This is a genomic window from Sphingobacterium cellulitidis (assembly GCF_043187465.1).
In the GTDB taxonomy this organism is placed as follows: Bacteria; Bacteroidota; Bacteroidia; order Sphingobacteriales; family Sphingobacteriaceae; genus Sphingobacterium; species Sphingobacterium cellulitidis.
On sequence record NZ_CP171136.1, the window covers coordinates 961,155 to 986,980 of the forward strand.

Sequence of the window (25,826 nt, forward strand, 5' to 3'; positions counted from 1 at the left end):
GGCAAACGAAATTTTTTATTTTCGTGAGAATTATTGTTTCACTATATCACGAATGCAAAGCCCTAAGTAAATTTTATGAGTACCATATCAAAACAATCTATAGTTCTATTTTCTCCTTTTGTTATTATTATAGTAAATATTTTCTCTGCATTAATTTTTGGAAAACTAATTGGTAAATGGTCTTTCATTCCATTAATTATTATCGAATGGTTTCTTTTTTTATTCTTCATTCTCAAATTTGGAGATAGGTCATCCATAAAAAATTGGTTAAAAAAAGGAAATACAAATTGGTTATGGATAATAGTGACTTTATTCGTTGGGTTAATTCCAATTCCGATTTTTATTAAACATTATCATTTATTACAAGATTGGACCATATTCATCCCATGGCTACTTTTAGCCCTCATAAATCCTTGGCTTGAAGAGTTCTATTGGAGAGGATTTCTGACTGATGCAACTAAGAATTGGAATAGTATATTATCGATTCTATTTTCTAGTATCGTTTTTGCAGGCAATCATTTTGTATTCGGTATAAACTCAGAAATATTTAGAGGAAGTGCTGTCGTAATTTCAACCCTTATTATGGGAATAGTTTGGGCCATAACCTATAAAAAAACGAATAGCTTAAGATGGGTTATTTTATCTCATTTTCTGGTTGACTTTTTTAACTTATCTGCACCAGCTTTTCTCGATTTATTCAGAGCCGAAATGTAACCATTAGAAAATTATAGATATGAATGATTGGTATAGAAGAAAAACATGGACTAAAACTGACGAAGATGAATTCTTCGTTAAACTTGGCCGTGCAAGAAAATATAACCGGCCCCAATATTTAAGAGTTCAAGCCGGAGAACTTATGGCAACAGAGGATAAAAATCTATTATACATTGCCGAAATGTTGCTAAATAGGATCTTGGCAGAATATCCCGAAAACCAAATGGAAAAAAGTTCAGTTTACAATTCTTTAGGTCAGATTAATATTTTCAGAGAAAAATATGAAACTGCCTTAGCTTATTTCCAGAAAGCACTTGACGTTGAAAAAGAATTTCCACATTCTATTACATCTGCATATTTGAATTTTTCTGAAACTGTTATTCGAACGAATAAAACAGAATTATATGAAAAAGTGGAAAATATATTTACCCAAAAAATTAATAATAACGGCTTATATTTTCCAGTTGAAAATTATATTATGTATTCAGTAATGGCGGTAATTGCAGAGTATAAAAGGGATTTTGTGCAAGCACAGAATTACGCAGAAATAGCTGAAAAATATGCTACTACTCAAACTAATTCCCTCTGGAATCCGAAAAAGAAAAAGATAGGGGTTGTAAAAAAACGAAAAAGTTGGTTAGATAAGCTAGTAGGACGGAAGTAAGTTTTAATATCTTGATTCGATTAATAAACCATAAATTACATCCTAACCTAATTTCAAATCTATGGCAAACAAAGTAATAAATCGTGATGCTAAAATTTCTAATAAAATATTTGATGATAGAAGTCTTGAAAAGGACTATGCCACATTAATACCAATTCTAAAAGAGGGAATGCATGTTTTGGACATTGGATGTGGTACTGGAGCAATATCAAATGGTATTGCTAATTATGTTGGACCAAAAGGTTCTGTGGTTGGAATTGACAATACTGAAAAATTTATCTTAAGTGGTCAGGATACCTATTCAGATACTAAAAATTTAGAACTGCAGCATTGTGATCTATTTAATTTTCATTCTGATGAAAAATTCGACTTGATTGTGTCTGCAAGAACCTTGCAATGGTTGAATAATCCTAGAGAAGCTATATTGAAAATGAAGGAATTATTGAAACCTGCTGGAACGTTGTCCATCTTAGATTATAATCATGAGCAATTGGAATGGGAACCTCAACCGCCTTTAAGCATGCAATTGTTTTACAAAGCTTTTTTGAATTGGCGAGCAGATGCGGGAATGAACAATCATATTTCTGAAGATCTAGCCGACTATTTCAAAGATGCTGGATTTAGTGATATCGAAACCATAAATTCCGATGAAACATACCAAAAAGGAGACGATAATTTTATTTCAAGAATTGGAATTTGGTCTAAGGTTGCCAACTTAAAACAAGTAGTAGAGGAAGGCTATATTTCAGAAGAAGATAGATTGAAAGCTATCAAAGAATACGATGAATGGATATTGGATACTGCTCAACGCATGACCATGAAATTAAAAGACGTAAGAGGTACTAAGGCTATCTAATATATTTAAGTTGATTTGGCCCGATTAATTATAAATTCCCTGTGTTGTAGCATTATTTGAAATGCTATCGTCCTTATTAAAAGCTAATTACCAATATTAATTATAACCTTATGAGACTAAAGAACTTATTATTTCTCTTTCTAATTACATTTTTGTCTAGCTCTTGTGAAAAAAATGATATCGAATTTAATTCGGAATACGAATCGAGCCTGAAAGCCTTTCAATCTTTTAAAGCCCAGAATAATAATAGTTATCGCTATATAGTGAGTGGTGATTCATTTGGAGGCAATTCTTGGGAAACAACCATTACTGTGAAAAATGGAACAGTAGTGAAACGTGAATTTCAATACCTCGTTTATAATGGTATTGAAAAACCAACAAATGGTTGGACAGAGAATGATCTCGATAAAATTATTGCAAGAGGCCATAAAGAATATTTTGAGGCTTTGAAAGAAGAAGGTATTTCCTTTTTAGACATCCTATCCTTTGTAGAAGAAAATGGCAAGTTTACAAATCAAAGTAAATACCACCCTGCTTTCTCCGCCATTACTTTGGATGAAATTTATGAAAGAGCAAAAAATGAATGGTTAATAAAAAGTGATAAAGCAGATGTATTTTTTGAGAATAATAATAACGGAATGATTTCCTTAGTTGGATTTTTGCCTAAAGGCTGTATGGATGATTGTTTTGATGGGGTGAGAATAAAACTTATTGAACCATTAAAATAAACATACATCTTGGATTATTAATCCTTAGAGAATCTTTTCCCATTGCCAATAAAATAAATAACCAAAAGAATCGATATTCTGATTCTTTTGGTCGATAAACACTTTTTTTTGCTGCACTATTATTAAGTGTCTTTATTGATGAAATTCAAATTTAAAACCCTTTGCTTTTTCCAAATTTAATCGCATCCATTAAAGAAAAATGAATCCCAAAGGTTACGACTGTGCCATTGCTTTCCCAATCTAATTCATTCATAGGAGTACTTCCAACCACCTGCAATTCTGCTTTGATAAATTTGTATCCCGCACGTAAGGTCAAGGCTGGTTCAAAGAAATAATGCCTCTTCTGCGTAATTTCTGTCAATCCTTGTTGCGATATATATTCCGGACTCATGCCGTTGGCATCAAAATTACTGTATTTAATGCCTGAAATCCTCGTTGCCAATCCAATATCAAAATAGGGAAATGTAACATTGATACCCGGTTGAATAAATAACCTGTTAAAATTCATGTTGACATCACTGCTCAACTTTCCGCCCCCATAACCTACATAGGTGTCAGCAATCAATCCAAAACCACTCTCCCTATTGATAATAGGGTAATATCCCCCAACTCCACCTTCAAATAAACCCGCATTGGCATCAACATCCCCCTTCGAAGGATCTTCCTCCCCAAAACTATAATTGTAATTCGAATAGTTTACCATCAATCCTAGGTATTGAATAGGGGAGTAGGCTGTTTGTAGATTTAAAATTGAAGAACTTGTATTTGTCCCATTTAAATCTCCTGAACTCGTCGTTCCCGAAATGCCAATTTTTAAATCGCCCTTCTCCTTCATCATCGGAGCATTGACCGCATTCGGTTGATAATAATATCGACTACATGAGCTTTGTAAATAATTCAATCCTATAAGCCCAAGGATAATGAATAGTGATTTTATCTTTAATGTCTTCATTTTGTAATTCCTTTCTGATTGGTTAATTCAAAGTGACGACATTTTAGAATAGCAGAAAACATCCAAAAAGAGGATTTTTTCCAAATCCCTTTTTTGGTGTATTTCCATAACTTGAAAAGGTGATATTCCCATTAGAAACCTTATTTTCTAGTGATTTACCTCCTTATTCTATCAGATTTAACTGTAAATTAGATTGATGAAGATGCCTGGACTGATATGGACACTGGCAGTGAATATGCTAATCTTCCTGTTTTCTGTAAAACTGGAAGCCCAGACCATTCTATTGCCCGATACGGCCAATCATCTGAATATCGCCCAATCAACCGCTTTCTTTTATGATGAGTCTGCAAATGATTCTGTACCCCCAGAAGGTCAATTCCAACCCTTCCAGGAACCAATTTATAATTTCGGTAAAAAGGATGGCAACCTATGGCTTCGGACAATACTAGCAAATCAAGATTCTACCAATAGAACCCTGTATTTGGAATTTACCAATCCCAACCTCAATTCCCTGACCTTATATAAAAAGTATGCTGATCGCATGGTATTGGTCAAAATTTTAGGTTCCAGTTATCCTTATCATAACCGATCAGTCAATCATCAAAATTTAATATTCCAATTGGAATTGGACCCCTTAGAAATTGCTAATTACTATATTAAGGTCCATTCTAATTATTCGGCAATCAACTTTAACCTCCTGCTCTGGGATAAACATGAACGGGAAGGATATTATTTGAAAGAAACCACCACCATTTCTTATTTCTTTTTTATTACAACTGCTTTCCTTTTTGTTCTTGGAATAACCTTAATCCTAACCAAGGAAAAGAAACAATGGACTTTCTTCTTTTATATTCTTTTTGGTGCCTGTTATATCTACTCAGACCTGGGCTTATCCTACAAAAACCTTTGGGGTAATTATCCGTCGATTCAAAATATTTCCAGCTATATCTTTACTAATCTATATCTGATTTTTGGAGTGAGCTTCTTCAGGGAATATTTTGTAACCAGACGATTTGTGCGGAAACTTGATCAGGTATTATGGATTTTTGTTCTTTGTTCTCTAGCCTTGACCATAATTGCAATGGGTTATCAATGGATTCCACATGGTCTTTTTTCGCTGATCCAAAAATTGAATACAATCATGTTTTCAATGACCTGTGCTATTATTCTGTACATATTAATAATTTTATTGACGAGACAGCGGAATAAGACCGAAACCATTTGGTTTATGATCGCATTTGCCCCACATGCTTATACCATTCTTACTACCAGTATCCGTCAGTTGGGACAATATTATTTTAATTTGGAACTCGATATTGTCTCCAAGGTTCCCTTCTTTCTGTGGACCATTCATGTGCAGAATATGATGCTCTGGTCCATGGTTTGGGAAGTACTTATTGTATTTACATTGATGATGCTGCGGTTGAAAAAAATGTATGAACAGCACAATGCAATGTTACTTGAGCTCGGAAAAAAACAAGAGGAAGACACAAAGCTTCTTATGGCGACCGTCGAGCAGGAACGGAAAAGAATTGCTCAGGAATTGCATGATAGCTCCGGGGTTCAGCTGTCAGCTATCCGAATGAAATTAACACATCTCGAAGATCAATTGGAGAATAAACTTATGAGTGATAATATTCGGAAATTAATGCAGGATGTTGATCGTGTAAATTCAGATATTAGAACCATTTCCCATAACCTGATGCCAATTTCATTGAGCAAATTGGGGTTGAAAGCGGCTATCCAAGAATTGGTCAATCATGTTAAATCCAGTTATCAAGGCATAAAAATTAATCTGTTTCAGCAATACGATTCTAAAAAATTAGCTCCAAACAAGGAGGTTCATATTTATAGGATTATACAAGAATTGCTGAATAACATGATCAAGCACGCCATGCCTACGGAAATAAATATTCAATTGATACAAAATGAAACAGAGCTAATCATAAGTTTGGAAGACAATGGGAAAGGCTTTATTTATAATCCGGAAAAAACTACAGGTCTTGGATTAAAAAGCATTCTTACCAGATCCCAATTGATCGGAGGGAAGTTTGAAGTCGATAGCAAACTGGATGCTGGTTCTTTTTTCTCCATTACTTTGCCAATTCAGGATTAGAGTAGCTGATTTTTATTGGCAAAAGTGATCAACTCCGTTATTTTCTTGACTCCGCATTTGGCCATGATATTCTTTCGATGGGTATCCACGGTATTCGAACTGATAAATAACTGATCTGCGATCTTGTTGCTGGAATTACCCTCAGCAATGAGCTTGAGTATCTCCAACTCCCGATGCGATAGGTTGAAACAATCCTTTTTCGAATTTTGATCAAGGCTTCCTGATTCCTCATTCATTAAAAAGGCTTCAACGACTTTATTCTGAACCTGCTGGTCAAGATGTCTTTTGCGTTCGTTGACCGCTACAATAGCCTTTATGAGTTCCTCTTTCGCAATGTTTTTTAATACATAGCCTAAAGCCCCTTTTCGTAGAGCCTCTCGGATAAGCTCCGTATCATCGTAGCCCGTAAGCATTAATATTTTCTGTTCCGGATTCTCTTCTAAAACTGCTTCTATACATTGAATCCCATCCATATCAGGCATATTGAAATCCATCAATATCACATCAGGACGGTTCTGCTCAATAGATGCCAGCAGCTCCTGGGGGTTGGTGCAGGATTGAATATTGCCAAATTGCGGATGCCCACTCAATATCATGACCAAACCATCGACTATAATCTGTTGATCCTCGACAATGAGCAAGTTTATAGGAACTGATGTCGTCTTTTCGTCCATAGGATAAACGTTGCTTCTCTACAAGATACTAAAATATCCTTAACTCTTTTCGATACTTCTTTTGAATTTTGAAGAACTTTTATTTTGGAATTTTTGTATCTTTCTAAAAGATTAACAATTCCCTCGTTGTATTTCTTTTTTTTAAACCTAAAACATTATTCATAAATGAAAAGAAAAGATTTTATTAAAAGTTCAGCTGTACTTGCTGCATCTTCTTTGTTTTTTCGAAGTCAAGCCTTTGCCAATCAAAACTCACCTTTGAGAGTCGGTCTTATCGGTGCGAATGGTATGGGCTGGTCAAACTTAAATGCAATTTTAAAGATTGATAAAGTGACCTGTACAGCGCTTTGTGATGTGGATGAAAATGTACTGAACAAAAGAAGCAACGAACTCGAACAAAAGAACATCAAAGTCAAAAAATATATTGATTATAAGGACCTGTTAAAAGATCCGAATGTTGATGCGGTTATTATTGGAACCCCTGATCACTGGCATTGTATGATCATGGTCGATGCTGTTGCTGCTGGAAAACATGTTTATGTGGAAAAACCGCTCGGAAACTCCATCAAGGAATGTGAAGTAATGCTTGCAGCCGACAAAAAATACAATAAAATTGTTCAGGTCGGCCAATGGCAACGTAGTCAACAACATTTTAGGGATGCAATGGGATTTGTCCATAGTGGAAAATTAGGGAAAATCAGATCTGTAAAAGCATGGGCTTACCAAGGATGGATGAAGAGTATTCCGGTAAAACCGGATTCTGCTCCGCCTGCTGGAGTGCATTATGATAAATGGTTGGGACCAGCAACAAAAAGACCCTTCAACCCGAATCGTTTCCATTTTGACTTCAGATGGTTCTGGGATTATGCTGGCGGACTGATGACTGACTGGGGAGTTCATATGTTGGATTTCGCATTGATTGGAATGAAAGTTTCAGACCCGATTTCAATCATGGCAACAGGAGGTAAATTCGCTTACCCCGATGATGCCGCCGAAACTCCAGATTCCCTAATAACGGTATTCGCTTTTGATGATTTTTACTTGCAATGGGAACAAGCTACTGGTATAGATCTTGGTCCCTATGGAAAAGATCATGGCGTTGCCTTTATCGGTAACAATGGAACCCTGGTCGTGAATAGAGGTAGTTGGGAGGTAATTCCAGAAGGAGGTAGGATGCAGGCAGTAACTCCTCAACCTTCTAAAGACAATGGATTGGAAAAACATATGGAAAATTTTGTTACCGCAATCCGAACCAATGACAAAAGTATCCTCCATGCTCCTGTCGAGGCAGGTGCTCATATCGCTATTCTTTCCCAAATGGGAAATATCGCCTATAGAACTGGAAAAAAACTCTATTGGGATAAAAATAAAGCCAGATTTACAGATGATGAGGCTAATACTTATTTGTCCGCTAAATATCATAATGGCTATCAATTGCCGAAAGTTTAAGAATAAAATAAGAAAAGCCGGCATTAGCCGGCTTTTCTTATAGGTGATTTCTTAATCTTCTTTTAAACGGTGAATAGGATTTCCCTTACCTTTACTGTATAATATAAATAATATTATTCCTGCCAATAATGTCAATAGGAGTATGATCGGCAATAAAAAATTCCATGCTGAAATTTCTATCCTAAACTCATAGTTGTACAACCATTTTTTCATCATAAAGAAGCTGATTGGCACTGCAACAAGTATAGAAGTGAAAAATAAAAGGTAATATTCTTTAGAAAATAAAATCAGTAAATCCGATAGTTTCGCGCCTAATATCTTCCTCATTCCAACTTCCTTGCTTCGCGCAGTAATGGATAAGGAAACTAAACCTAATATGCCCAAACAAACGATGATTAATGTAATTACCGTTGCTGAAATCGAAGCTCTGTATAATTGCAATTCGGTTTCATACATTTTCCGAATATTTTCCTCCATAAAATGATATTCAAAAGGTGCTTCAGGCATCAGGAAATGCCATTTCTTCTCAATATTATCAATCGAACTGGATATCGATCCGGGTTTCATGCGAATATTGAAATACCTATAGAGATTGTTTTGTGATACATTCAGCCAAATAATTGCAGTGTTAGGACTATGCATGGAATTGGGAATAAAGTTTTCAGTTATCCCAACTACGCGCACAGGATCAGGAGTGCCATTAATCTTTAGATTTCTACCTATTACGTCATCAGCATGCTCTATGCCCAATACATTCATCGCTTTTCGATTCATCACCACTTCTTTTGGTGCCAACGAATCAACAAGGTCCGAACTGAAAAAACTGCCAGCCAACATTGGAATCTGATAGGTCTCAGCAAATTTGGAATCGGAAATAATCATTTGAGAATTAATGGGCTCATCAGACTTATCCATTAAGGCTATTTCTGCCTTCCCAACGATATTATTTGGCGTTTCATAAGATAAACTGATCTCTTCAACCTCATTCAGCTTCCCTAGTTCTTGTTGGATGGTTTGTGTTTTTCGAACACCTTCCGGACTCCAATCCCGTGTTGTCTGTACTGTTAATATGTAATCTTTTTTATATCCTAAATCACTATTTACAAACAAGTGGATTTGTCTAGCAACGATAATGGTGGAAGTCAAAATAATAATGGCGGTGGTAAATTGAAGGAATAGCAAGGCCTTTCGGAGACTCTGTTTGTTTTTTACTTTATCAAACTGAAGTTTTACAGAATTCAATAAACTGTTCCTTGAAAGTTTAATCGCTGGATAAAAGCCAGAAATTAAACCTATAAAAATTGAAAACAAGAAAATACCCAAATAAAAATAATAAGGCAATTCCGTTATCTGGGGTAGTTTTCGCATAAAGATGTTTTCAAATAGGGGCTTGGCAAACACATATAATGGAAAACAGATTAATAAAATTAAAACAAGGAGAATGACATATTCCGTAAGTAGGAGGCTGGCTATCTGATTGGAACGAGCTCCCATAATCTTCCTGATGCCAATTTCTTTTAAGCGACTTATGTTTTGACCTAAATTGAAATTAATAAAATTAATAATAGCCATCAACAGGATGAATCCGGAAATGTAAAGGAGGATATCAATCATCTTTTGAATTGCGCCATTATTGCTCTCCAGATAATAGGTATTGAGAGGTTTTAGATCCGGACTGTAATTGTCTGAAAATACCTGGTCAGTATGTTTGCCCACTAAGGTTTTAATAGCTGCATTGATTTGATCTAAAGAAATATTCTTTTCCAATTCTACAAATCCTACGATATAAGGATTCTCCCAGCTATCCAGCTCTCGACCAAAATATTTCTCGGAAGCAATGGGTAAAAAGAAATCCCCTTTTAAGCCTGGAGTTAACTCCTGAACTGAATTTCGGTAATTTGGTTTGATGATCCCTGTAACTTTAAAATCATGTTTCTCACCTTTGAAGTTTCTAATGGAAAGTTGTTCTCCCAAAGCATCTATCCGGCCAAAGTACTTTATCGCGGCAGCTTCGGTTATAACTAATGAAAAAGGATCAACCAAGGCGGTATTTACATCTCCAGCATGCAGCTCAAATCCAAACATAGATAAGAATGTGGGGTCCCCTAAACTAGCTGATTCCTCGAACTTATCTGATCCATTGGAAACAATGCAGGTCAACCCGTCTATTCTATAGTAGTTTTTGACTAGCTGTGGATATTCTTCTGCCAAAGCTTTGGGAAGTGCCCCAAGGGTAGTGAGCTCAATTCCTAAACCTTCTTTCTTATACGTGCTCTGTAATAGGTATTGCTGATCCTTATTTCTTAAATGGGCATTTACCTGCTTTGCATCCCAAATGTAGGCGCCTACGATCATTATGAACGTAATTCCACAGATTAATCCGATTAAATTGATAATGTTCTGTAGTTTTTTCTTGCTAATATTTCGCCAGGCAATTTTTATATAACTCCAATTCATTTTTTAGGATTTTGCAAATGCTGATTAATAGTTTAAATATGAAGCTCTAAGAGCAATTTCATTGCCATCGGTATAAGTTGTTTGTTTTTAATAAATTACGCTTTGTTGAAGCCTTTATTGTGTTCGTTTTCGGACATCTTATGTTCAAAAATGAACGTGTGGGGCAAAAAAAAGCGGTGTAGGATTTCTCCTACCCGCTCATTATACTACCCATTGAATTTTATTATAACTTTTTGTTTGTTGAATCCCACCATAATCTGGTTCCACCATTGTCAGGTCCACCCAACATTTTTACCGCTTCATTCACCGCAGCGCTATTGCTGTTATATTCCCTTTCTGGATATGGCATTCTGCGAATTCCAGGATTCGTAGGAATGGTGTTATTGCTGTAGTTTACCACTACTGGAAATAAAATTGGATAGCCCGACCTACGATATTCGGCCCAGGCTTCATCTCCGTCAGGAAACATCGAAATCCATTTCTGGGTGATGATTCTTTCTAACTTTCGATCTTTGCTATCTGCCTCATTCCAAGCAATGGTGATCGTACTTAAAAACGGTGAACCCGCATTGATATCATTTTGCCCTGCTTTGATTGCCTTTGGATCGATGTAAGGCATAGGCTTGTCGCTTGAATTATTCTTATAAGCTGTTGCTGCCGCACTCAATCCATACATTTCAAATGACCTATCGATTCCGTTTTCATAATTGCTCTTCGCATCCCCAGCATTGCTCCAGCCTCTCAAGGCAGCTTCAGCTTTTAGAAACCAACTCTCGGAAGCAACCATTAATTGCATTTTATTTGGTAATGGAAGTAGTTTGGAATAATTATCATACCTGCTCTTTGCATCGATGTCAATACCTGTCCTGATTCCTTTATACTGTCCTTTAACAGCAGGATCCGTAGCCTTTTCAAATAATTTTTCCATGCGTGGATCTTTGTATCCACCTAAAAACGATTCAATACTAGCATGCATCCTGGTATCACTCCAGGTCGTAGTAATAATATTTAAAGGATGGTCTGTACTCAATTTGATAAAGCAATTGTCAGCCGTGGACTCTAGTAATCCTCCATTTTCTGGATTTAGCGCTTTTTCACCTTCTGTTTTTGCCAAGGCTGCATCTTTGAAGGCTACTCGTAAGGCTAATCGTAATCTCAGGGTATTCGCAATCCTTAACCAACGATCATAATTGTTCGATGTATAGGCTAAATCAGATTTTTTCATTGCCGCAGATACTTCTTTCCCCTTGTAAGTCTTTAAAATAGTCGTTGCGGTATCCAAATCCTTGAAAAAGTTCTTATAGGCATCTTCCTGATTATCATAATGAATTTGATCGGATTCATCTGGTGCATTATATTTACTATAAATAATTGGCCCAACTTTGTCCGATGTTCTATGCATGGCTGAAACCTTAAGAATCTTAGCAAATGCAAAGATATCCTTCATCTTTTCATCATTTCGGGTCATTAGTTCTACTCGAAACAATGGATTCATGGCGCGGATATAACGGTCAACCCATAGGGAAGAATACCAACCCGGAACCAAACTATAAGTCAGGTTATTGGCATTTCCTACAAAGGGCGCTTCCGCTCCAAAATACCCGCCATAGGCATCACTAGTCAAGTTGTTCGATACCTGATATTCTCCTACATTTTCGGATAAGATCGCTCGCTGACCTTGTGCAAGGAAAGAAGCGACCAAGGCGAAGTCTCCCATGGCCTCCTCATCCGTAACACCTGCAGGATTCGTGTTTAATTCTGTAAAGTCCTTGGTACAGCTCATGGTCAGGAATAAACTACTCAATAATATTCCCGACAATTTATAATATGATTTTAATGTCTTCATTTCGTTTCTCTTGGTTATTAAAAGGATACTTTTAGGTTTAGTCCATAGCTACGTGTTGCTGGTAAGGAAAAGCTGTCGTAGCCTTGTGCTCCAACACCAGTGGTCGTATTCAACTCTGGGTCATAGGGAGCATCATTGTGGAAGAAAAATAAATTTCTACCTGTCAATGAAATCGATGCACTATTTACTCCTTTCCATTTGATTGGTAATGCATAGGTCAATGAGATCTCACGCATCCTGATATTCGTTGCATCATAAACCTGACCCTCGATTATACCATCGCGATTTCCTACTGCACTATAATATGCTTGTGCAGGAATCTTTCCTTGCCATGGGGTTCCATCCATCTTCACGGCAGGGATATCCAATCCACCTGCATCTCTCGCGGCAGCACTTTCCTCACTAACACCAAAAGAATTTAAATACCCGTCGGTTACTGAAATTACTTGTCCGCCAAATCTAGCATCAATCGTAAAACTCAACCCGAATTTTCCGTAATTGACCGTGTTATTCCATCCCACAATGGATTTAGGATTGTTATTCCCAATATATCCTTCAGGTCCAATTTGTGGCCTACCAGTGTCATCAACAACCATAACGCCGTTACTGTCTCTTAAAAATGTTCTTGCCCAAAAATCCCCAAATGATCCATTTAATCTCAGAACATTGAAATTTCCACCTACGGAATAACGCTCCCCAAGTTTCGGGGCTAACTCCAAGATCTTATTTCTATTTGCAGTGAAATTTACCGAGGTATTCCAGGTGAAATTATCCTTCTTAATCGCATCAATCCCCAAGGCGGCTTCTATACCCTTGTTTTCCACATTTCCTGCATTCAAAAATACCGTGGTATAGACCTGACCAACTGGTGCTTCATACGAAAAATACTGATCCTTGGTATTGGTCTTGTAAAGGGCTAAATCAAAGTTGATCCGATCATTCCAAAATCTACCTTCATACCCGACTTCATAACTTCTGCTGATTTCAGGACGAAGTGGTAAACCTTGATATGGACCCGAAACATTGGCATTCAGGATACCGGTCGCTAAAGTATTGGTCGGAATGGTACTATAAATTCCCACATCGTTTCCTACCTCTGCCATGGTTAACCTAAGTTTACTGTAGGTAATAAAGCTTGGCATTTTTATCATGTCTGAAAGGACTGCTGATAAACCTGCAGACCAATAGAAATATCCTTTTTTCTCCTGCGGTGTATTCGCTAGGGTAGAGGCCCAATCGTTACGTGCGGTCAAATCCAAAAAGATCTTATCCTTATAACCTAAATTGGTCGATGCAAAAAGAGATTGCAATTGCCTTCTGCTAATGGATTCGTTCAGGACATTAATCGGTGCATCACGGTATATATTGCTGAGCAAAAACTTATTCGCAACGGCTAGTTTTAACTGATCTAAATTCCATCCGTTGGAACGGGTATCGTTAATGGATGTTCCTGCAGTAAAGTTCAAATCCCAATCCTCAGCAAAGGTCTTGTTCCCAATAAACAATAAATCTCCATACAACGCTGTGCTTTCTGTTTGATCGCGGGTATATCGGCCATTATCATTTAAGACACCCTCAATTTTCTCACCTGATAAAACTCCCTGCGTACCTGCATAGACATGACGCTCCCATTTATCCCAACGTTTGTTCAAGGTACCTCTGGCACTTACCGATAACCACTCATTAATGTTGTATTTTAATTGCCCTTGGGCGATAATATTATCTCTCCATTGGAAAGTCGGATTCCTATTCAACACCCAAAACGGATTCTGTGAATGATGCGTTCCTGTCAACCCTGCATCCGCATTGATATTCCACCAATCTTGAAGGTATAAATTCCGTGTCGGGGATAGGTATTCGTAATTATTCTTGTATTTGTCAAAGTCCAAGCCTCTTGGGAAAAGGTATAAACCCGCAATAGGATTAAAATATAAACCAGAAGATGGACGATTGTGAATGTCTTGTCTGGAGTACATCATACTTCCATCAAAGGTTAATTTATTATCGAAAAAATTGGTCGAATTTCTAAAAGTCGCTGAATGCTGCTTAAAAGAATTGGTTGGAAGAATTCCTTTATTGCTGGTATTGCCATAAGAGAAATAATTTTGCATCTTTTCGGTTCCACCACTCAGGGAAATGGTATTGATTAAGGTCGTACCTGTATTAAAGAAGTTGTCCACTGGATCTTGAAAGGAACCTTTCTCACCCCAGCTCTCTTCAGAATCTTGGGTAGTCTGGCCATATCGGTATTGTAATTTCGGAAGATAAAATGCTTGATCCGCGGTGATACTGGAGGATACATCGATCTTTAGATTTCCTTCAGCACCTTTCTTGGTGGTAATCATAATAGCTCCGTTGGCACCTTGACTACCGTATAAGGCTGATGCGGATGCTCCTTTCAAAACATTGATGCTTAGGATGTCATCGGCATTCAAGGTACTTAAAATATCCCCTCGATCTGGGCCGCCACCAAAGGCTCCTTCTGAACCACTACCCCCTGTATTGGTGATTGGTAGTCCATCGATTACATAGAGTGGCTGATTATTCCGGTTGGACTTAAATCCCCGAAGGACAATATTAACCGAACCTCCAATACCGGAAGAACTTCGATTGATTTGCATCCCGGATACCTTACCTGTCAGGTTGTTCATAGGATTCGCATCTTTTACCTTGGTCAACTCTTCACCTTTAACGGTTTGTGTTGAGTAGGTTAGGCTTTTGGATTTTCGTTGAACCCCAAGTGCAGTTACTACGACATCATCGATGCGAGCAGTTTGGGGACTCATCGAAATATTGATCACTGAATCAGTCGCTGATACAGTTTGCTTTACAGTGTTGTAGCCCAAAACACTGATGCTTAGATTGACAGGCCCCGCAGGTGCCTCTAAACTAAATTTTCCTGATTCGTCGGTCGAAGTGGCTTTCTTGCTGGCATCTAAACGAACAGTAGCACCAACAATCGCTGATTTTGTTTGTTCATCAACAACGGTCCCTTTTATTGTTCGTTGCTGTGCATAAGTTAGTTGTATAGCAAATAGCCATAGAAATAGATGGGTTAGTGTTTTATACATAATTGAAGTTTATGAATGTGATTTTATTGTAACGACAATGATACAATGATTACAAAACGTACATATGGGGGATATATTTTGTCTTTTTATGTTAAAAATTCAAGTAAAAAGCTTTTCAAAATCGCTGGTAATCATATGTTACTGTAAACTAATTGGTTATATACTGAATAAATAATTAATAATTTTTAGCTACTAACCTCAATTTAATCCTGCTTTGATTTGGCGGGTAAAAATAATATTTAGAACAGAAAATATTTTAATTTTGAGTAGTTGTTTTAGGTAATGATATCCTAATAGAGAAATGAGTGGGAGGATGACTCTTTCTATTCAAACTCTAGGATTTTATCCATATTTTAACTTTAAAAATTTGAACTATGTTAACAATAGCTTGCCCTAAATTGCCCATGCGCGTCAAGACAGTGACGAAAGAATATTATTTGAATCAGTTAGGTTTCCAGGAAATTGGATTCGCAAACTTTGAAAGTTATATGATCTTGAAAAAAGATAATGTGGAACTCCATTTTTTCATTTTCTTAGATCTTGTTCCTGAAGAAAATTATGGACAAGTTTATATTCGTGTAGACAATATTGACCAATTGTATCAGGAATTAATTGAAAAAGGGGTTAATATTCATCCCAATGGAAGCCTTGCTGTCAAACCTTGGGGTCAAAAGGAATTTGCAATCCTCGACCCTGATAGTAACCTGATAACTTTTGGACAAGCCGTCTAATTCTTCTCATTCGCTTATTTCAATTGAACTTCCTTAGCTCCTGATAAGACACCTTAAACACTTGTCAGGAGCTTAACATATTTTTTACCTTATGTTTCCTTTTAATTAATAAAAGATAAATTTGTCTTTTATTAATTCTTGTTTTAACTTTGTCCAATCAAGTCATCAAATTGATTGAGTTCTATCGGGAAATCCTCATATTCAATTTGGACAAAAATGATGATTTGATGTGAATGCTAAGGTCATAACAAATTAACATGAGTTCAATTTTAACTTTTAATTTATTCCATTCCGCTGCGGATTCAGCACATGGTTTACTCCTCCAATCCATTTTCTTTCACTCCAAAATCAGTCCGATTGAGTTTTGGTTAGGATTTCTCTTATTGATTTTCCTGTCCATATTGATCGTGGTTCTGCTTTTGATTGATCGTATTAAACAAATCAGTACTTATCTATTAAAAGAGAAATCAAATTTCTCCCAAAATCCCTTCAAGAATGCTTTACGGAAAATGAACTCAAACCAAATTGCTCGGATCCTTAAACACAAGAGTAAACAAGAAATTAAATCTTGGTTACTGGCCTTTTTCCTTTTTGGCTGCTCTTTATTTCCGCTCGAGTCCTTTGCTCAAACCGTTTCCATTGATGGTATCAGTGAATCCGTTTGGTCTAAAGCGGGTGTGATTATTACGTTGGTTTTACTCTTGATACCGACTATTTTCATTCTAGTTTTGTTGTTTGTTAGAATCAATAGAAAACTAACCCATTTAAATATTCAGGCCCAAAAAGAGGAAGCAAATCTAATCGTGCAGGAATTGGAAAAAAGGCCTTTAGCTGAGGTTCAAAAAGAATTGACCGCTTTTCAGGAAGCTGCCGATTATCAACTGGAGGAAAACCTCCTCGCTGGAAAAGATCCCGCGGAAGATCCAAAAGGTCTACTCACCCTAAATGAAGTGGAAGGTATTCCAATCGTTTCCAAAAAGAAAAAAGCTACCCTTCGGACAAATTTTGATGTCAAGTTATCGAAAATGGTGAATTGCTATCTGATTTCCGCCACCTTTTGGTTGGTATTCGGAACTACCATTGGTGAATATCTTGGCTTTAAATTCGTAGCTCCTGATATGGAAGACTTGAGTTGGTTGAGCTTCGGCCGACTAAGACCTGTACATACCAACGCCGTATTTTGGGGCTGGGCATCCTTAGCTATGATCGGCTTGGGATACTATGTAGTACCAAGGGTGAGTAATACAAAACTCTTTAGCATGAAATTAGGCTGGTACAGCCTGTTCCTAATAAATTTGTGTGTGACTCTGGGCACGATCGCCTTGATGGCCGGAATTAACAATAGTGGTGGCGAGTATAGGGAATATATATGGCCTATTATGCTGCTGTTCGGAATTGCATTGGTATTAACACTAATCAATTATTATAAAACCATTGCAAATAGAACGACAAAAGAAATCTATATCTCAAATTGGTATATCGTATCAGCGGTAATCTTTACGATTGTCATCAGTTTGGCAGCCTACTTACCTTTCTGGCAAAAGGGTCTTGGTGAAACAATTATCCAAGGATATTTTATGCACCAAGGGGTAGGAATGTGGTTTATGCTTTTCTGCTTAGGCCTGGTATATTATTTTTTGCCCCAGCAATTGAATAGGCCTATCTATTCCTATAGCTTAGGTATCCTGGCTTTCTGGACCCAGATTCTTTTTTATACCCTTATCGGTAGTCACCATTTTGTCTTTAGTTCGATTCCTTGGTGGTTGCAAACTGTCGCAATCGTCGGAAGTGCAGGAATGGCAATCCCCGTTATTGCGGGTACCACCAACTTCCTGATGACTTTCAAGGGTTCCTGGTACAAACTAGGAGATAGTTATATCCTTCCATTTTTCTTGGTCGGTATTATCTTTTACTTCACCGGATCAATGCAAGGAACAGCAGAAGCCTTCCGCGAAACTAACCTGATCTGGCACTTCACCGACTTTACCGTTGCCCACTCACACCTGACCATGTATGGCATTATTAGCTTCTTCCTCTGGGCATCAATATATACGATTGTACCCCGCTTTACTGGTAAAGAAGCCCCACAGATTAGCATTGGTGCACACTTCTGGTTCGCATTTATTGGTATGCTCATGTATACCGTTCCATTGATGTATGGATCTACCTTGAAAGGTATTATGTGGCTGGAAGGTAAACCATTTATTGATGGAGTCGTGTTTATGGCGCCTTATTGGTTATGGAGAGCAATAGGAGGTAGTTTGATGTGGCTTTCCCACCTCATATTTGCATATAACTTATATAAGATGATGGTCCCTGTCAAAGAAATAGACATCGCGGAGGAAATAACAGCCCAATTTGAAAACCAGTCAACTCTTAGAGTTCAAAAATAAAACTATCGATCATGAATTTTTTTGACGATCATAAAAAACTATTTATAACAGCAACCTTGTTCTTCGTGCTGCTGACCGTCTTCGTGGCCATTCTTCCAGCATTGAATAACCAGCTGATTAATGCCCCATTGCCGGACTCTGAACCACTTTCCGAAGATGCCATGGCTGGTAAGTCTCTTTTTATTGCCAATGGATGTGTGGCCTGTCATACCCAACAAGTCAGAAATGTGGATATGGATAAGGTATTCGGTCAACGTCCGAGTGTAGCGGCAGATTATGCCCGAAACGAACGAATGGACCTGTGGAGAAACACTGCGACCTTAATGGGAACTGAAAGAACAGGGCCTGATTTAGCAGATGTAGGTAATCGCCAACCAAGTAAAGAATGGAACCTTGTCCATCTTTACAACCCTAGAATTGTCGTAAAGGAATCCATTATGCCGGCTTACCCTTTCCTGTTTGCATCGAAATCCATTCCAGGAAAAAATGATGTAGTGGTAAATATTCCTGAAGAATTTGCACCTAGTAATGGTCATAAAGTTATTGCCAGCAAAGAAGCCTTGCAACTAATTGCCTATTTACAATCTCTGAAACAAGTTAAACTGGAAGCTGATGTTCCAGAATTTCTATATAAGAGGAAAGCTCCTGCCGACTCCAATTCGGGTGCAGCTAATGATGAATTAGACGGAGAGGCACTTTATGTAGCTCATTGTCAAGCCTGTCATCAAGCCGATGGCAATGGGCTACCGGGAGCTTTTCCACCTTTGAAAGGTAGTCCCGTAGTAACCGGCGATGACCTCGAATTGTATGTGGATATCATCATGAATGGCTACGATAGTAGACCTGAATATGGTGTTATGGCCCCAGTAGGTGTAACCGCAGGATTTACTGAAAAAGAAGTCGCCGCAATTATTAATTATGAAAGAACAAGCTGGGGAAATAATGGCAAGAAAATTAAACCAGAAGATATTAAACAAATTGTTGATTTCGTAAAAACTCAATCCAACTAACATGAAGAAATTTCAATTAACCCTATTGTTTTGCTCTATCTATTCTTTCTTGATGGCATGTCCTGTTTGTGAACGAAATCAACCTAAGATATTTCGCGGCTGGGTGCATGGGACAATGCCAAAAAGCGATCTAGAATATGTATTGGTCCTCGCTATATTCCTCATCTCGGTTATTGCATTGATCCTTTTTATAAAAATGTTGATCAAACCTGGTGAAAACCAAGCAGACCATATTAAAAGAGGTATCTTAAATCCTGAAAACTATGAGCCAGAAAAGTAAAATATTCATTTTTATCGATGATGAAAATATCCCAATTGCAGAAACTTATAGTCCTGTCAACTTTGAACTGGATACCCATAAATTAGCCGATGGGAAGCATCAGTTAAGAATTGTCAGTAAAGACCCCGAAGGTAAGGAAGGAATTCGAATAATTCCTTTTGAAGTTCGCAACGGTCCTGCAATTGAAATCACAGGAATCAGAGAAAATGCGGTGCTTGACGATCGGGTGCCAATTATGATCAATGCCTATGGAAAAGGTAATTCAGAAACTTTTCTCATTGACGGTAGTGAAACCCCACAAGGAATTCCTTGGTGGGTCTGGATTATTATGATCGTATTTATAGGCTGGGCCATGTATTATGTTTTTATGTTCCTTCACCTACCAAGTGGAGGATAATAATTTATCTATTTTTCTATAAACCTTCTAGTTCGGAATGGGTTGATTGTTGCTCTGTTTGATTTCAACTCAATTCCGAATCTTAGAAGGTTATTTTTTTACCCCTTTTTTCACATTTAAGCAATTTAGGTTGTTACAATTGTAAATTTAGTTAGCTTAATTTTGCTTAATAAATGTTTAAATTTTAATTAGCCTGAAATTTAAAACGCTTTTTTATTAGATAATTATATTTGTAGGTAATAATCTAATATTATCTTGAATTCCCCAAAAAATGATTTTGCAAATAAATTTCTATGCTTTATTTTCATCTTAATCAAATTAAATTCTAACCTAAAATGATAAAGATGAATTAAAACTAACTTACCTCCGAACACCTAAAAAAAACAAACAAATAAACCTTAATTAATGCCTATTTAGGCAATCTTTCAATTTCAATTATTACTATTATGACTCAAAAAAATCGAACTTTTTTTGGGGCAAAATCCTTTTCGATACTGACCGTGTGCTTATTATTAAGTTCACCGGATGTATTTGCTCATAAAAAGGATATTGCCAATATTGTTGTTGGGCATCGACAACAAACAGTTTCCGGATCGATAAAAGACGAGGCTGGAAATCCAATCGTAGGGGCTACTGTCCTTGTTAAAGGGACTACGAAGGCCACTAGTTCTGATGCAAAAGGTGAATTTTCAATTACCGCTAATAATGGAGATATTATTAGTATTCGAAATTTAGGTTATTTGAGCCAAGATATTACTGTCTCAGGAACCCAAACCCTTTCCATCACGCTACTCCCTGATAATGCCAATATTGATGAGGTTGTTGTGATCGGATATGGTACTCAAAAACGGGCTAATATTACTTCCGCTATATCAACGGTAAATGGCGATGCCTTGAAGAATGTTTCTCCATCTAATCTTTCAAACGCCATTGCTGGTCGTGCTCCCGGAGTTAAAGTAACGGGTACTTCAGGCCTTGCTGGTGCAACATCAAAAATTAGATTCAGGGGAAGTTTTGCCGAACCTTTATTCGTTATTGATGGGATAGTGCGAGATAAAGCTGCATTTGACGCCTTAGAAGCTAATGAGGTTGAACAAATGTCATTCTTAAAAGATGCAGGTGCGGCTGCAGTTTATGGAACTCGTGCAGGTAATGGGGTTGTGATTGTCACAACAAAAAAAGGAACCGTAAAAAAACCTGAATTTAATTTCCAATCCAATGTCGCTATTGGAAACCCTACAATGACCCCTTTGGCAGATCTAACCACAGCCACCGATGAATTGATTTATCAAAATAGAGTAGCAGAATTTCAAGGTCTCCCAATCCCTAATGGTGATGAAGAATTCAATTATTTCAAGGATAAAAGCTATAGTGTAAACGATGTCATCTGGAGAAACCCTGTAAGTCATCGCCAGTCTATTTCAGTCTCCGGTGGTAGTGAAAAAATTACTTATTATAACCTTTTGAGCTTCAGAAATGAAAATGGCTCCTATAAATCCATCGATCATCAAAAGTTTAATTTGAGATCAAATGTCTCCGCGAATATTACCGATGCCTTTAGTATTGATATGAATATCTCTGCTAATCAGCAAAATTCTAATCGCTTCTATTGGCCTTTCAGTACCTCATCAAATGATGATGATTTTGATGTTTCCGATTTCTATAGGGTAACTTTCAACTGGCCAAAAATGTATCCATTCTATCTGACGCAAGATGGTACGCCAAGTGATACGCCAACTGAATTCCCTGTACAAACTCCAATGGGAAGCTGGCAAGCATGGAATGTCATTGATCAGGTAATCGGAGACCGATATATTGACCGAAAAGTTCGACAGATCAATCCTATATTGTCTCTTAACCTAAAGTTGGATAAATTGATCCCTGGTCTATCGACCAAATTTGTAGGTAGTTATATCGCTGAGGATTACCTCAGAAAAAGATATATGAGTTTCCAAAAGAACTACACTTTCACTTCCTTGAATCCTGACGGAAATCCATTTATTCCGGCTCCTCCTTCTGAAGATCGAATCAATATTTTCACATTTAGCCAGCAGAATCCGTTTATGGATTATTATACGCAGCGGAAATGGGAATATCAAATGAACTTCTTCTTGAATTATATGCAAACCTTTGGAAAGCATGATGTTGGAGCAACCTTGGTATTTGAACAAGGAGAAAAAGGATATACCAATATCAATTCCATGGCGCAAAGTCCTATTACTCCTTTGGACCAAATGCATGTGTATCCAACCGACCGAAACTTTAGGTCAACAAATGGATTAGAAGGAATTGATGCTAGACAATCTGTAATCGGCCGCTTTAATTATGCCTATGGAAGTAAATATCTTCTTGAAGCCTCCTTCCGTTATGATGGTGCGGCTTTGTTCCCTGAACAAAAAAGATTTGGTTTCTTCCCATCGGTTTCTGCAGCTTGGAGAATCTCTGAAGAAGAATTTTTTGCCAATATCAAGGACAAAATCTCTGATTTGAAACTTCGTTTCGCCTATGGTGCAACAGGTAATTACCTCGATGTAAATGGTAATCCTATTAACCCATTCTCATTTGTTGAGAAATATACAACGACAACCGGATTTATCTTTGGTGATCGTTATTATAATGGTCTAGCTTATGGTTCTACACCTAATCGCGCAATCACTTGGACAAAGTCCGAAAGTTATAACCTTGGTCTAGATTATGGTTTTATCAATAATAAGTTAAATGGTTCAATTGAAGTATTTAAACGTTCTGAATCAAATATTTTAGGTCCAAGAACAGTTTTATTACCAGATACCTATGGACGTGCTCTTGCGCCTGAAAATTATGCTGCTAGAAGTTATAAAGGAGGTGAAATTTCGATCAACTGGAATGATAGAATCGGGGAAGTTGGATATGGAATCTCGGGGAATTTAGGTTATGCGGTGGATCAATGGGATATTTTTGACGAACCTGCAGCCTATGCTGACGGTGGTCTGGAACATTTCAGATCCAGAATCGGAAGACCTAATAATGTGATTTATGGATTGAATTCCTTAGGTATCGTGAGAACCCAACAAGAATTGGATGACCTATTAGCCAAAGGATTTAAAACTTATGGAAGAGATCCGTATTTAGGAATGATTCTGTATGATGATATTCGCGGACAAGGATATTCTGATACCCCCGATGGGAAAATTGATGAAAATGATGTCACCTTGCTATCTACCAATAACTCGCCACGATGGGATTATGGATTGGGGTTAAATGCTTCTTGGAAAGGAATTTCAGTGAATGCATTATTCCAAGGTGTTTTCAATTATGATCGGATGATTTCTAACCAAGAAGGTGGGGGTATGCGTCAGCATGGAGGTACCTTTAGACCGTACTATCCTATTTGGGCTGATGATGTTTGGACTACTGAAAATCCAAATGCCAAATACCCTAGACCGGTCGGTTATAATTGGGCGGAATCAGGAACTAATCCTTCATCCTTCTGGATGCGAAGTGGTGCATTTTTCAGATTGAAAGACCTGAATGTTGCCTATCAATTGCCAACAAGTTTCACAGAGAAAATAAAAATGAATAGTATCAATGTATTCTTCAATGGTACTAACCTATTTGTATTCTCACCTATGACGGAGTTTCATGACCCTGAGCAATTGAATTATGACTCCTACCCATTAATGAAGACGTTCACCTTTGGCTTGGACATTAAATTTTAACCGGAATTAATCATGAAAAAGATATTATTAGTAGCAATTGGACTATCCGCCATCTTTACTTCCTGTAAAAATGTGTTGGATATAGAGGACCTTCAATCATTAGATGAGGAGAAGGTGTGGAAAGATCCAAATTTAATCAATGCCTATATGGCGAATTTGTATACAGTCTTTGGAAACTGGAATACCAGCGCTGATGCATATAGTGAACAACTCGTTGGAATTCCAATGCAGTTGAATACCATCACTCCAACTGCAGGACCTTTTAAAACGTGGAACTATACCAATATCCGAAAAATCAATACGGCTATTCAAAAAGTACAAGAGAGTACGAGCATTACTGAAGATGTTAAAAACAAAACCCTAGGGGAAGCTTATTTCTTAAGGGCATACGTATATTTTGATATGTTGAGATTATATGGTGGTATACCCTATATTACTATTCCTCAGGATGCAAAAACCGATGATTTGAATACCCCAAGGAATTCAACCAAGGAAACATTTGATTTATTGGTAAAAGATTTGGATGAAGCCATCAAATTATTGCCGCAGACTATAGAAAAATCCTCCTCGAATTATGGTAGGATTGATGGAAACTTTGCAGCAGCTTTTAAAGCAAAAGTTTTATTATATAAAGCTTCTCCTCAATTTAATCCTTCAAATCCTTTTAATAACGGCTATTGGAAAGAAGCTCATGCAGCAAATAAAACTGCATATGAGCAATTGATAAAAAATAGTTATTCCTTGACTCCTGATTATGCGAATATTACCTTACAAGAGAAAGGACCTGAGGTGGTCTTTGCAGTGATAAATACCTATCCTAATAAAGTCGCGAACTGGGATTATGGAGTAAGACCAGGTTATGAAAGCCGTGGACCTGCTGGTGCCGTACCAACTTGGGATTTTGTAAAAGAATTTCCAATGAAAGATGGGAAAATCTATTCAGATCCAACAGGAAAATATTTTAAATCTGATACTGATTTCTTGCAATCCTATTGGATGAATAGAGATCCTAGATTTGATAAATCAATTGTTTGGAATGGTAAGATTTATGAAGTTTCAGGTAAAGCCGGTAAACGTCAGTATACCTCTTTAGGGATTGCAGATGCATTGGATAACTTTGGAGTTAATCCCGCTGCAGGTATAAACTCGACCAATCAAGATCGATATAGTGGTTTCTTTATTCTGAAGAATAGTAAGCTTTCCTTAAAGCAAACGGAGGTGGAAACTCAATACGATGTAGATTTTGTGTTGATGCGACTAGCAGAGGTTATGCTAAACTATGCGGAAACAGCAAATGAAACTGGCGACTTAGCTACTGCACAGGATATGCTGAACCAATTGAGGAAACGTGCTGGTATCGAACCTGGAACTGATGGTAAATATGGTGTCACAGCTTCTAACCGTGACCAAATGCGCGAAGCAATTTTGGCTGAAAGAAATATTGAACTTTGTTTCGAAGGTCATCGCTTTTGGGATTTGAGAAGAAGCAATAAATTAAAAACACTTGATAAGGGAACTAAATACGGCGTTGAAGCCATAGCGATTAATGCCGATGGTTCTGAAATGGATATTAAACAAGCGAGTACCCTTGCAAAAACCTATCAGTTGAAGGAGGCTAACTTTAAATACAGTATCCTTCAAGTTCCTAAAAATGGGGTGAAGGTAAGTGAAGTGCCTGATACTTATTATTTCTTTCCAATTCAACAATCTATCATTGATAGAAATCCAAAAGTTCTACAGAATAAAGATTGGGGTGGAACATTCAACCCAACCATTGAATAAAATTATTT

General features: G+C 37.3%; 18 protein-coding genes. 13 read left to right on the forward strand and 5 right to left on the reverse strand.

What is annotated here, in order from left to right; genetic code table 11:
* The first annotated feature begins 75 nt into the window (after positions 1-75).
* The 4 genes from ACF3OC_RS04215 to ACF3OC_RS04230 all read left to right on the forward strand — a co-directional run bounded on the left by ACF3OC_RS04215 (position 76) and on the right by ACF3OC_RS04230 (position 2,962).
* Positions 76-714, forward strand: coding sequence for a CPBP family intramembrane glutamic endopeptidase (locus tag ACF3OC_RS04215; protein WP_094280790.1), 639 nt, complete (start codon positions 76-78; stop codon positions 712-714).
* 19 nt (positions 715-733) lie between these two features.
* On the forward strand, positions 734-1,378 hold the full coding sequence (locus ACF3OC_RS04220) for a M48 family metallopeptidase (protein ID WP_094280791.1): 645 nt from the start codon (positions 734-736) through the stop codon (positions 1,376-1,378).
* 61 nt (positions 1,379-1,439) lie between these two features.
* Entirely contained in the window at positions 1,440-2,234 is a 795-nt protein-coding gene (locus tag ACF3OC_RS04225) for a methyltransferase domain-containing protein (protein WP_094280792.1), read from the forward strand.
* Between the two features lie 311 nt (positions 2,235-2,545).
* Positions 2,546-2,962, forward strand: coding sequence for a hypothetical protein (locus ACF3OC_RS04230; RefSeq protein ID WP_392470965.1), 417 nt, complete (start codon positions 2,546-2,548; stop codon positions 2,960-2,962).
* Between the two features lie 151 nt (positions 2,963-3,113).
* Here the strand turns inward: ACF3OC_RS04230 and ACF3OC_RS04235 are convergent, their stop codons facing one another.
* Positions 3,114-3,914: a hypothetical protein gene (locus ACF3OC_RS04235; RefSeq protein ID WP_094255192.1), complete on the reverse strand. Its 801-nt coding sequence runs from the start codon at positions 3,912-3,914 to the stop codon at positions 3,114-3,116.
* Positions 3,915-4,116: 202 nt separating this feature from the next.
* Here ACF3OC_RS04235 and ACF3OC_RS04240 point away from each other — a divergent pair, with 202 nt between their 5' ends.
* On the forward strand, positions 4,117-6,030 hold the full coding sequence (locus tag ACF3OC_RS04240; protein WP_179221468.1) for a 7TM-DISM domain-containing protein: 1,914 nt from the start codon (positions 4,117-4,119) through the stop codon (positions 6,028-6,030).
* Here the strand turns inward: ACF3OC_RS04240 and ACF3OC_RS04245 are convergent.
* Entirely contained in the window at positions 6,027-6,704 is a 678-nt protein-coding gene (locus ACF3OC_RS04245; RefSeq protein WP_094280795.1) for a response regulator transcription factor, read from the reverse strand. The two genes, ACF3OC_RS04240 and ACF3OC_RS04245, sit on opposite strands and share 4 nt — an antisense overlap.
* Positions 6,705-6,869: 165 nt before the next feature.
* Here ACF3OC_RS04245 and ACF3OC_RS04250 point away from each other — a divergent pair, with 165 nt between their 5' ends.
* Positions 6,870-8,153: a Gfo/Idh/MocA family protein gene (locus ACF3OC_RS04250; protein ID WP_094280796.1), complete on the forward strand. Its 1,284-nt coding sequence runs from the start codon at positions 6,870-6,872 to the stop codon at positions 8,151-8,153.
* A 51-nt stretch (positions 8,154-8,204) separates the two neighbouring features.
* Here ACF3OC_RS04250 and ACF3OC_RS04255 read toward each other — a convergent pair whose 3' ends face one another.
* The 3 genes from ACF3OC_RS04255 to ACF3OC_RS04265 form a co-directional block, all read right to left on the reverse strand.
* The gene (locus tag ACF3OC_RS04255) at positions 8,205-10,610 is read right to left on the reverse strand and encodes an ABC transporter permease (protein ID WP_094280797.1); all 2,406 of its coding nucleotides are present in this window, start codon (positions 10,608-10,610) and stop codon (positions 8,205-8,207) included.
* Positions 10,611-10,833: 223 nt separating this feature from the next.
* The gene (locus tag ACF3OC_RS04260; protein ID WP_094280798.1) at positions 10,834-12,456 is read right to left on the reverse strand and encodes a SusD/RagB family nutrient-binding outer membrane lipoprotein; all 1,623 of its coding nucleotides are present in this window, start codon (positions 12,454-12,456) and stop codon (positions 10,834-10,836) included.
* A gap of 17 nt (positions 12,457-12,473) precedes the next feature.
* Positions 12,474-15,527, reverse strand: a complete 3,054-nt coding sequence (locus ACF3OC_RS04265) for a SusC/RagA family TonB-linked outer membrane protein (RefSeq protein WP_094280799.1) — start codon at positions 15,525-15,527, stop codon at positions 12,474-12,476.
* A 404-nt stretch (positions 15,528-15,931) separates the two neighbouring features.
* Between ACF3OC_RS04265 and ACF3OC_RS04270 the strand changes: the two genes are divergently transcribed.
* The 7 genes from ACF3OC_RS04270 (at position 15,932) to ACF3OC_RS04300 (ending at position 25,818) form a co-directional block, all read left to right on the forward strand.
* Positions 15,932-16,258 (forward strand): bleomycin resistance protein, encoded by a 327-nt coding sequence (locus tag ACF3OC_RS04270; RefSeq protein WP_392470970.1) that lies wholly within the window; start codon positions 15,932-15,934, stop codon positions 16,256-16,258.
* 257 nt (positions 16,259-16,515) lie between these two features.
* The gene (locus ACF3OC_RS04275) at positions 16,516-18,651 is read left to right on the forward strand and encodes a cbb3-type cytochrome c oxidase subunit I (protein ID WP_094280801.1); all 2,136 of its coding nucleotides are present in this window, start codon (positions 16,516-16,518) and stop codon (positions 18,649-18,651) included.
* A gap of 11 nt (positions 18,652-18,662) precedes the next feature.
* Entirely contained in the window at positions 18,663-19,661 is a 999-nt protein-coding gene (locus ACF3OC_RS04280; RefSeq protein ID WP_094280802.1) for a cbb3-type cytochrome c oxidase subunit II, read from the forward strand.
* Position 19,662: 1 nt separating this feature from the next.
* Positions 19,663-19,941, forward strand: a complete 279-nt coding sequence (locus ACF3OC_RS04285; protein WP_094280803.1) for a hypothetical protein — start codon at positions 19,663-19,665, stop codon at positions 19,939-19,941.
* The gene (locus ACF3OC_RS04290; protein WP_094255181.1) at positions 19,925-20,338 is read left to right on the forward strand and encodes a cytochrome C; all 414 of its coding nucleotides are present in this window, start codon (positions 19,925-19,927) and stop codon (positions 20,336-20,338) included. Before ACF3OC_RS04285 ends, ACF3OC_RS04290 begins: the two co-directional genes overlap by 17 nt.
* 446 nt (positions 20,339-20,784) lie before the next feature.
* Positions 20,785-24,036: a TonB-dependent receptor gene (locus tag ACF3OC_RS04295; protein ID WP_094280804.1), complete on the forward strand. Its 3,252-nt coding sequence runs from the start codon at positions 20,785-20,787 to the stop codon at positions 24,034-24,036.
* Positions 24,037-24,048: 12 nt separating this feature from the next.
* The gene (locus ACF3OC_RS04300) at positions 24,049-25,818 is read left to right on the forward strand and encodes a RagB/SusD family nutrient uptake outer membrane protein (protein ID WP_094280805.1); all 1,770 of its coding nucleotides are present in this window, start codon (positions 24,049-24,051) and stop codon (positions 25,816-25,818) included.
* The last annotated feature ends 8 nt before the right edge of the window (positions 25,819-25,826 follow it).

Excerpts from the sequence above, each read along its gene's own strand:
- ACF3OC_RS04285 (WP_094280803.1), top strand. The coding sequence starts at position 19,663 with ATGAAGAAATTTCAATTAACCCTATTGTTTTGCTCTATCTATTCTTTC.
- ACF3OC_RS04260 (WP_094280798.1), bottom strand. The coding sequence starts at position 12,456 with ATGAAGACATTAAAATCATATTATAAATTGTCGGGAATATTATTGAGT.
- ACF3OC_RS04295 (WP_094280804.1), top strand. The coding sequence starts at position 20,785 with ATGACTCAAAAAAATCGAACTTTTTTTGGGGCAAAATCCTTTTCGATA.
- ACF3OC_RS04270 (WP_392470970.1), top strand. The coding sequence starts at position 15,932 with ATGCGCGTCAAGACAGTGACGAAAGAATATTATTTGAATCAGTTAGGT.
- ACF3OC_RS04250 (WP_094280796.1), top strand. The coding sequence starts at position 6,870 with ATGAAAAGAAAAGATTTTATTAAAAGTTCAGCTGTACTTGCTGCATCT.
- ACF3OC_RS04300 (WP_094280805.1), top strand. The coding sequence starts at position 24,049 with ATGAAAAAGATATTATTAGTAGCAATTGGACTATCCGCCATCTTTACT.
- ACF3OC_RS04280 (WP_094280802.1), top strand. The coding sequence starts at position 18,663 with ATGAATTTTTTTGACGATCATAAAAAACTATTTATAACAGCAACCTTG.
- ACF3OC_RS04240 (WP_179221468.1), top strand. The coding sequence starts at position 4,117 with ATGCCTGGACTGATATGGACACTGGCAGTGAATATGCTAATCTTCCTG.
- ACF3OC_RS04215 (WP_094280790.1), top strand. The coding sequence starts at position 76 with ATGAGTACCATATCAAAACAATCTATAGTTCTATTTTCTCCTTTTGTT.
- ACF3OC_RS04245 (WP_094280795.1), bottom strand. The coding sequence starts at position 6,704 with ATGGACGAAAAGACGACATCAGTTCCTATAAACTTGCTCATTGTCGAG.
- ACF3OC_RS04220 (WP_094280791.1), top strand. The coding sequence starts at position 734 with ATGAATGATTGGTATAGAAGAAAAACATGGACTAAAACTGACGAAGAT.
- ACF3OC_RS04225 (WP_094280792.1), top strand. The coding sequence starts at position 1,440 with ATGGCAAACAAAGTAATAAATCGTGATGCTAAAATTTCTAATAAAATA.
- ACF3OC_RS04275 (WP_094280801.1), top strand. The coding sequence starts at position 16,516 with ATGAGTTCAATTTTAACTTTTAATTTATTCCATTCCGCTGCGGATTCA.
- ACF3OC_RS04255 (WP_094280797.1), bottom strand. The coding sequence starts at position 10,610 with ATGAATTGGAGTTATATAAAAATTGCCTGGCGAAATATTAGCAAGAAA.
- ACF3OC_RS04290 (WP_094255181.1), top strand. The coding sequence starts at position 19,925 with ATGAGCCAGAAAAGTAAAATATTCATTTTTATCGATGATGAAAATATC.
- ACF3OC_RS04235 (WP_094255192.1), bottom strand. The coding sequence starts at position 3,914 with ATGAAGACATTAAAGATAAAATCACTATTCATTATCCTTGGGCTTATA.
- ACF3OC_RS04265 (WP_094280799.1), bottom strand. The coding sequence starts at position 15,527 with ATGTATAAAACACTAACCCATCTATTTCTATGGCTATTTGCTATACAA.